This window comes from Kitasatospora sp. NPDC091257, from assembly GCF_044757675.1.
Lineage (GTDB): Bacteria > Actinomycetota > Actinomycetes > Streptomycetales > Streptomycetaceae > Kitasatospora > Kitasatospora lactacystinica.
Genome location: NZ_JBIVVI010000430.1, coordinates 1 through 6,694, shown reverse-complemented (window position 1 = coordinate 6,694; position 6,694 = coordinate 1). Strand labels below are relative to the sequence as shown.

Below are 6,694 nucleotides of genomic sequence, written 5' to 3'. Positions count from 1 at the left end.
CGGTCCCCGGGGCTCACCCGGCTCCCGGTACGCCGACGGCGACCGGTGGGTCCGCCGCCCACGCCGTCGCGGGGGGCCGTCACGTCCGCCCGGCCGAGCGCGGTATCGCCGTCGACAGCGAGCGGCGCAACGCCTACGTCGACGGGCGGCTGCTCGACCTCACCTACCTGGAGTTCGAGCTGCTGGCCCACCTCACCGAGCACCCGCAGCGGGTGCACACCCGGGACCACCTGGTCTCCGCGGTCTGGGGCTACGGCCACGTCGGGGACGGGCGGACGGTCGACGTGCACGTCGCCCGGCTGCGCCGCAAGCTCGGACCGGCCTACCGGGACACCATCGTGACGGTCCGCCGGGTCGGCTACAAGTACACCCCGGCCACGGTCTGACGGCGGGCGGCCGCCGGTCCGGTCCCGTCGGCGGGCCGCCCACCGGTCGGCCGCCACCGTCGGGTCCCGGCGGCGGGCCGCTCGTCCAGGACGTGGACGGGCGGCCCGCCGCTTCGTCGTGTCCCGATGGGCCGTCAGGAACGCTGATCCGGCGGCAGCAACAGGACGGCGAGCGCGTCGGCGCAACCGCGGGCGTGACCGAGGAACCAGTCCAGCCGGTCGTCGGTGAGGTGCGCGGGCGTCGAGCGGACCGCGAGGGCGAACCGCGCCTGCCCGGCGCCGTCGAGGACGGGCACGGCGACCGTCCGCACCCCGGCGGCCGACTCGCCGTCGTTGAGCGCGTACCCGGCCGCTCGAACCTTCGCCAACTCGTCGTCCAGGAGCGCTAGTTCGGTGATCGTGCGGTCCGTGAAGGAGGGCAGCGGTCCCAGTGCCGCCGGCGCCGTCTCGCCCGGGCGGGGCCAGGCCAGCAGGATCTTGCCGAGGGCCGTGGAGTGCAGTGGCCGACGCAGGCCCAGCCCGGTGTCCGGGCGGACGGAACCGCCGACCAGGATCACGGCGTGGGTGCCGCTGCGGATCGCCAGGTCGGCGGTCGCCTTGGTGCGCCGGGAGAGCAGGTCCAGCTCGGGCCCGGCCAGGTGCAGCCCGCGCTGGTGGAAGGTGAGTTGGCCGAGTTCGGCGACGGCAGGACCGAGCCGGTAGCGGGCGGTCTGTTCGTCCTGCTCCAGGAATCCGGCGCTGACCAGCGTGCGGGCCAGCCGGTGCGCCGTGGAGACCGACAGGCCCATCCGGCGGGCGAGGTCCGAGGCGCTCAGGTCGGGGCCGTTGTCGTGGAAGCAGTGCAGCAGCCCGAGCGCGCGCTGGACGGCCTGCGCACCGGCCGGCGGACTCTGGACGGCGGTGGCGGCCTCGGCCATGGCACCTCGCGTTTCGGTTCGGAACTCCGGACGGAAGGCCGGAGGCGGTCTCAGCGTAGGGCAGCCAGTGCTGCGGGAATGTGTCGACGACGTTGCAATGGAATGGCATTGATGAACAACTGATCCCACGATGTGGCAAAAGCTTGCTTCGGGCTCGTCTGCCGTGGAACGCTCCTCGCATCGCGTCGAACGGCCACTCGGCCTCGGCGGTGACCGTCCCGATTTCCACGGAAGGAGAAGCGCCGTGACGTCCCACCGGTGTCTCCCCTCCCGTGCGTGTTGTCGCTGAACGACCCCTCCCGCGCCGCCCGACCCTCCCGCACCGCCTGCCGTCCTGCATCGTGGCGCACAACTTCTTTGCGCACCAGGCCTCATGGGCCTCCGTGCGGTCATCGATCCCGAGCTCCTCCGGCCGTCGTCGGAGCCCCCGTAGAGGACCAACTCCGTTGTCCAGTCGTACCCAGAACGCCTCCTCGCTTCCCGACACCCTCTGGTTCACCCGTTGCCCGGTGCCCACCGCGACCGGGATCGCCGCCGATCAGGGTTGGCTCGCCCGCGAGTTCGCCACCGACGGCATCGCGGTCCGCTCGCTGCAGGACGCACCGCCCGAGGTGGCCGCGGACCACCACTACACCCACGCGCTGACCGGTCTGTTCCGGGAGGGCGGAAACGTCCCCGCGCTGTGGGCCCGTTCGCGCGGCGAGGCGACCAGGCTGATCGGCCTCACCTGGATCGAGGAGCGCCAGGTGGTACTCGTCCGGGCCGGCAGCGGCATCACCGAACCCGGGCAATTGCGTGGACTGCGACTGGCGGTGCCACATCATGACATCGGCATCGACTTCTGGCGGGCGATGGCGCTGGCCGGCCTCCGGGGCGCCCTCGGGCTCGCGGGCCTCACCCTGGCGGACGCCGAGCTGGTGGACGTCCCTGGTTCCGAGGGCGGCGGGCAGTGGTCCGCCGAGCTGGCCGCGCTGCGGGACGGCACGGTGGACGCGGTGTACGTGAAGGGGGCGCTCGCCGTCGAGGCGGCCCGCCGGGTCGGTGCGGAGGTGGCCGTGGAACTGGACGCGGCGCCGGACCGCCGGGCCCGGGTCAACAACGGCACGCCCCGGCCGATCACCGTCCACCAGCGGCTGCTGGACGAACACCCCGAGCTGGTGGCCCGGTTCCTCGCCGTGCTGCTGGAGGCCGCCGACTGGGCGGCGGAGCGTCCGGAGGAGGTCGTCCGGATCCTGCGGGCCGAGACCGGTGCCGGTGCCGAGGGCGTCGCCGGAGCCTATGCGCCGGGCAGCCACCGAACCCTGCGGCTCGACCTGTCGGCGGAGCGGCTGGAGCTACTCGCGATGCAGGAACGATTCCTCAGGGAGCAGGGCTTCCTTGCCGCGCCGGTGGACGTCCAGGCCTGGGCCGACCCGGAGCCGCTGCGTGCAGCGCGCGAGTTGTTGCGGGTGCGGCGTGCGGGTGAGGCGGCGGGCGCGGGTTCCGGTGCCGGCGGCGTTCGGATCACAGACTTCAGGTAACAGCGTTCAGCTAACAGATTTCGAAAGTTGTCAGCTGTCGGCTGTCATCTGTCACCCCTTGGAGACCCCCGTGAAGACCCCTCGTCCCGCGCTCGCCGCCACCGTTCTGCTCGCCTCCGCCGCCCTCACCGCCTGCGGCTCCTCCGCCGACGGGGCCAAGGCCTCCGCCGACGGCGGGGCCGGCGGCAAGGCCGACGTGGTGCTCCGCCTGCCCGATCCCGGCAACAACGGCTTCCTGGCCCGCGGCAAGAAGGACGGTTCACTGGACCGCACCCTGGCCGCGGTCCACGCCAAGGTCGCCTGGACCGGCAGCGCCGGCCCCTTCGCCCCCGCCGCCCAGGCCCTCTCCGCCGACCAACTGGACATCGCCCAGGGCTCGATCACCTCGGCCGTCGCCGCGCTCGCCCAGAAGCCCGGCTTCAAGCTGTTCGCCCAGACCGCGCCCGACGGCGTCGGCGAGGGGATCCTGGTGAAGAACGACTCGCCCGTCAAGTCCGTCCAGGACCTGGTCGGCAGGAAGGTCGCCGTCTCCCAGGGCGGCACCAGCGAGTACCTGCTGCTCAAGGCACTGGCGAAGAACGGCGTCCCGGCCGACAAGGTGGAGCGGGTCTACCTGCGCGCCGACCAGACCTCCGGCGTCTTCAACTCCGGCCAGGTGGACGCCTGGGCGACCTGGAACACCTTCTCGACCCCCGCCATCGCCAACGCCGGTGCGCACTTCCTGGTCAACGGCCAGGAGGTGGGCTCCGACAACTACGCGGTCTGGGCGGTACGCAACGGCTTCGCCGACAAGCACCCCGAGGTGGTGAAGGCCTTCTACGCCTATCTGCGGGAGAACGGCGCCAAGGAGAAGGCCGACCCGGCCGGCTACCTCAACGTGTTCACCGACGCCGGCCCGACCGCCGTCACCCCCGCCGAGAAGGACGTCGCGGTGAACGTCGGCAAGCAGGGCACCCCGGCCGACGCCATCTCCGACGCCGACATCGCCCGCTTCGGGACGGTCGCCCAGTTCTTCGCCGACCAGAAGGTCACCAAGCAGCCGGTGGACGTCAAGCCGTACCTGATCGACATCAACAAGCTCGGGGACGGTGCCAAGTGACCACCGCAACCCGGCCGTTCACGCCGGAAGACACCCGGGCCGCACTGGACTCCGGCCTGGTCGCCCCGCAGAGCCGGCGGCACCGGCCCCGCCCCCGGGCACTCGCCGTGACCCTGCGCACCATCGGTCCGCTCGCCCTGCTCGGCGGCTGGGCACTCGCCTCGGCCACCGGCGCGCTCACCCAGGACGTGCTCGCCTCGCCCGCCCAGGTCGCGCAGGCGGTGGGGGAGTTGTGGGGCAACGGCCAGCTGACCGACGCCCTGTCGGTCTCCCTCACCCGCGCCGGACTCGGACTGTTCTTCGGCGCGACCACCGGACTGGTGCTCGGCGTGGTCACCGGATTCACCCGCCTCGGCGAGGAGTTGCTCGACTCCGCGATCCAGGTCCTGCGCACCGTGCCCTTCCTGGCCCTCGTCCCGCTGTTCATGGTGTGGTTCGGCATCACCGAGACCGCGAAGGTCGCCCTGATCGGGGTCGCCACCAGCTTCCCGATGTACGTGTCCGCCTCGGGTGGGGTCCGCAGCACCGACCGCAAGTTGGTCGAGGCGATGCGCAGCTTCGGCCTCGGACGCTGGGCGATCGTGCGCACGGTCGTGCTGCCCGGCGCCCTGCCCTCGCTGCTGTCCGGACTGCGCCTGTCGATGACGCTCAGCGTGATCGCCCTGATCGCCGCCGAGGAGATCAACTCCACCGAAGGCATCGGCTACTTGATGGCCCAGGCGCAGAACTACTCGCGCACCGACGTCCTCGCCGTCTGCATCCTGATCTACGGGCTGCTCGGCCTCGCCGCGGACGGTGTCGTCCGGGTCCTGGAGCGCGTGCTGATGCCGTGGCGCCAGGTCGTCCAGGGAGCGGCCCGATGACCGCCGACACGTTCACCATCGCCACGTCCTCGTCCTCCGCGCCGTCCTCTCCGTCGGTCTCCTCCGCCTCCTCCGCCTCCTCGGCCTCCGAGGAGACGGTCCCGGCCGTCCACCTGCGCGGTCTGCGCCGGGTGTTCGGCACCCGGGCGGTGCTCGGCGGGGTCGACCTCTCCATCGCCCGTGGGGAGTTCGTCGCCCTGCTGGGTGCGAGCGGCACCGGAAAGACCACACTGCTGCGCATCCTCGGGGCGCTCGACCAGGCGGACGGGGGCACCGTGCTCGTTCCGCCGGTCCGAACCGTGGTGTTCCAGGAGCCCCGCCTGGTGCCGTCGAAGCGGGTGCTGGCGAACGTCACGGTCGGCCTGCCGCGCGGCGCCGCGACCCGGGAGACCGGGCTGAAGGCGCTCGCCGAGGTCGGCCTGGAGCGGCACGCCGAGGCCTGGCCGGCCACCCTGTCGGGAGGTGAGGCGCAGCGCGTCGCACTCGCCCGGGCGCTCGTCCGGGAGCCGCAACTCCTGCTACTCGACGAACCGTTCGCCGCCCTGGACGCGCTCACCCGGCTGCGCATGCAGGACCTCGTCGGCGACCTGGTGCGCCGCCACCGCCCGGCGGTACTGCTGGTCACCCACGACGTGGACGAAGCCGTGCGGCTCGCCGACCGGGTCGTGGTACTGCGCGACGGCCTGCTCGCCCGGGACGAAGCCGTCACCGTCGAGAGCCCGCGCGACCCGGCCGATCCCGCCTTCGCCGACCTGCGGCGACGGCTGCTCGCCGACCTCGGCGTCCACTGACGCCCGCGATCCACCACGGTCCACCGCGATTCCCCGCAGTTCCCCGAAGTTCCCCGCGGTTCCCCGAGAACCCCCGCTACCCTCCCGATTCCCCCCGATTCACCCTGACTTCCGACCAACCGAGCCCGCACCACCGGAGTTGACCAGATGACCGTCACCCTCGGCGTCCACGCCAGCAACCCGTCGCTCTACTACCTCGCCCGACTCCCCTACCTGGACGAGGAACTGGCCCCGCACGGCGAGACCGGCGCCTTCCACCACTACGCGGACGGCACCCGCACCGGCGCGCTGCTCGCCGAGGGCGTCATCGACTTCGGCGGCACCGGCTCCACCCCGCCGATCACCGCCCAGGCGGCCGGCCACGACCTGGTCTACGCGGCCGTCTCCGCACCCCGCCCCGACCACGGCGCCCTCCTGGTGCTGGACTCCGGCCCGGTGCGGACGGTCGCGGACCTCAAGGGTGCCGCCGTCGTCCTCGCCGTCGGCTCCTGGCAGACCCACCTGCTCGCCAAGGCCCTGCACGCGCAGGGACTTTCGTACGGCGACGACGTCACCCCGGAGCGCCCGGCGGCCGGCCAGGACCAGGCCCGGCGGCTGCGCGACGGCGAGATCGCCGGCTGGATCGCCCAGGGCGCCGAACTCGCCGCCGCCCGCCGCACCGGGGAGTTCCGCGAGCTGATCCGCACCGGTGACGTCATCACCGACCGTTCGGTGTTCTTCACCCGCCGGGACTTCGCGACCAGCCGTCCCGAGGTGGTCGCCGCGATCGCGACCGCGCTGCGCCGGGCGGACGCCTGGGCGGCCGCCAATCCGGCCGAGGCCGCCGTGATCGCCGCCGAGGAACTGGGCGGCACGGCCGCCGACTGGCAGTCCGCGCTGGTCGCGCTGCCCTGGCGGCTGGAGCCCGCCACCGCCGGGTTCGTCGCCGAACAGCAGGAGGCGGCGGACATCTTCCACGGTGCGGGCTTCATCGACCGGGCACTGACCGTCGCCGACGCCCACCTCCCCGCCCTGGAGGCCCCGGTGGCCGCCGCGCTCGCGAAGGCGGTCTGACCCGTGGCCTCCGAAGTCCTCTGGTACATCATTCCGCGCGAGGGGCACTACCCCTGGGAGCCGGC

7 protein-coding genes are annotated in these 6,694 nt (G+C 73.0%); 6 read left to right on the top strand and 1 reads right to left on the bottom strand.

Features of this window, described 5'->3' with window-relative positions:
* On the top strand, positions 1–386 hold a 386-nt coding region (locus tag ACIQOV_RS20620), incomplete at its 5' end, for a winged helix-turn-helix domain-containing protein (RefSeq protein ID WP_401050383.1).
* A gap of 134 nt (positions 387–520) precedes the next feature.
* Here the strand turns inward: ACIQOV_RS20620 and ACIQOV_RS20615 are convergent.
* Positions 521–1,303, bottom strand: coding sequence for an IclR family transcriptional regulator (locus ACIQOV_RS20615; RefSeq protein WP_401050381.1), 783 nt, complete (start codon positions 1,301–1,303; stop codon positions 521–523).
* 446 nt (positions 1,304–1,749) lie between these two features.
* Here ACIQOV_RS20615 and ACIQOV_RS20610 point away from each other — a divergent pair, with 446 nt between their 5' ends.
* The 5 genes from ACIQOV_RS20610 (at position 1,750) to ACIQOV_RS20590 (ending at position 6,629) form a co-directional block, all read left to right on the top strand.
* Positions 1,750–2,823: an ABC transporter substrate-binding protein gene (locus ACIQOV_RS20610; RefSeq protein WP_401050379.1), complete on the top strand. Its 1,074-nt coding sequence runs from the start codon at positions 1,750–1,752 to the stop codon at positions 2,821–2,823.
* A gap of 70 nt (positions 2,824–2,893) precedes the next feature.
* Complete coding sequence (locus ACIQOV_RS20605) at positions 2,894–3,922, top strand: ABC transporter substrate-binding protein (protein ID WP_401050378.1); 1,029 nt, start codon at positions 2,894–2,896, stop codon at positions 3,920–3,922.
* Entirely contained in the window at positions 3,919–4,785 is an 867-nt protein-coding gene (locus ACIQOV_RS20600; protein ID WP_401050375.1) for an ABC transporter permease, read from the top strand. The genes ACIQOV_RS20605 and ACIQOV_RS20600 overlap by 4 nt, the downstream gene beginning before the upstream one ends.
* The gene (locus tag ACIQOV_RS20595; protein ID WP_401050373.1) at positions 4,782–5,576 is read left to right on the top strand and encodes an ABC transporter ATP-binding protein; all 795 of its coding nucleotides are present in this window, start codon (positions 4,782–4,784) and stop codon (positions 5,574–5,576) included. Before ACIQOV_RS20600 ends, ACIQOV_RS20595 begins: the two co-directional genes overlap by 4 nt.
* Positions 5,577–5,723: 147 nt before the next feature.
* Positions 5,724–6,629, top strand: a complete 906-nt coding sequence (locus ACIQOV_RS20590) for an ABC transporter substrate-binding protein (RefSeq protein ID WP_401050371.1) — start codon at positions 5,724–5,726, stop codon at positions 6,627–6,629.
* Positions 6,630–6,694 lie beyond the last annotated feature (65 nt).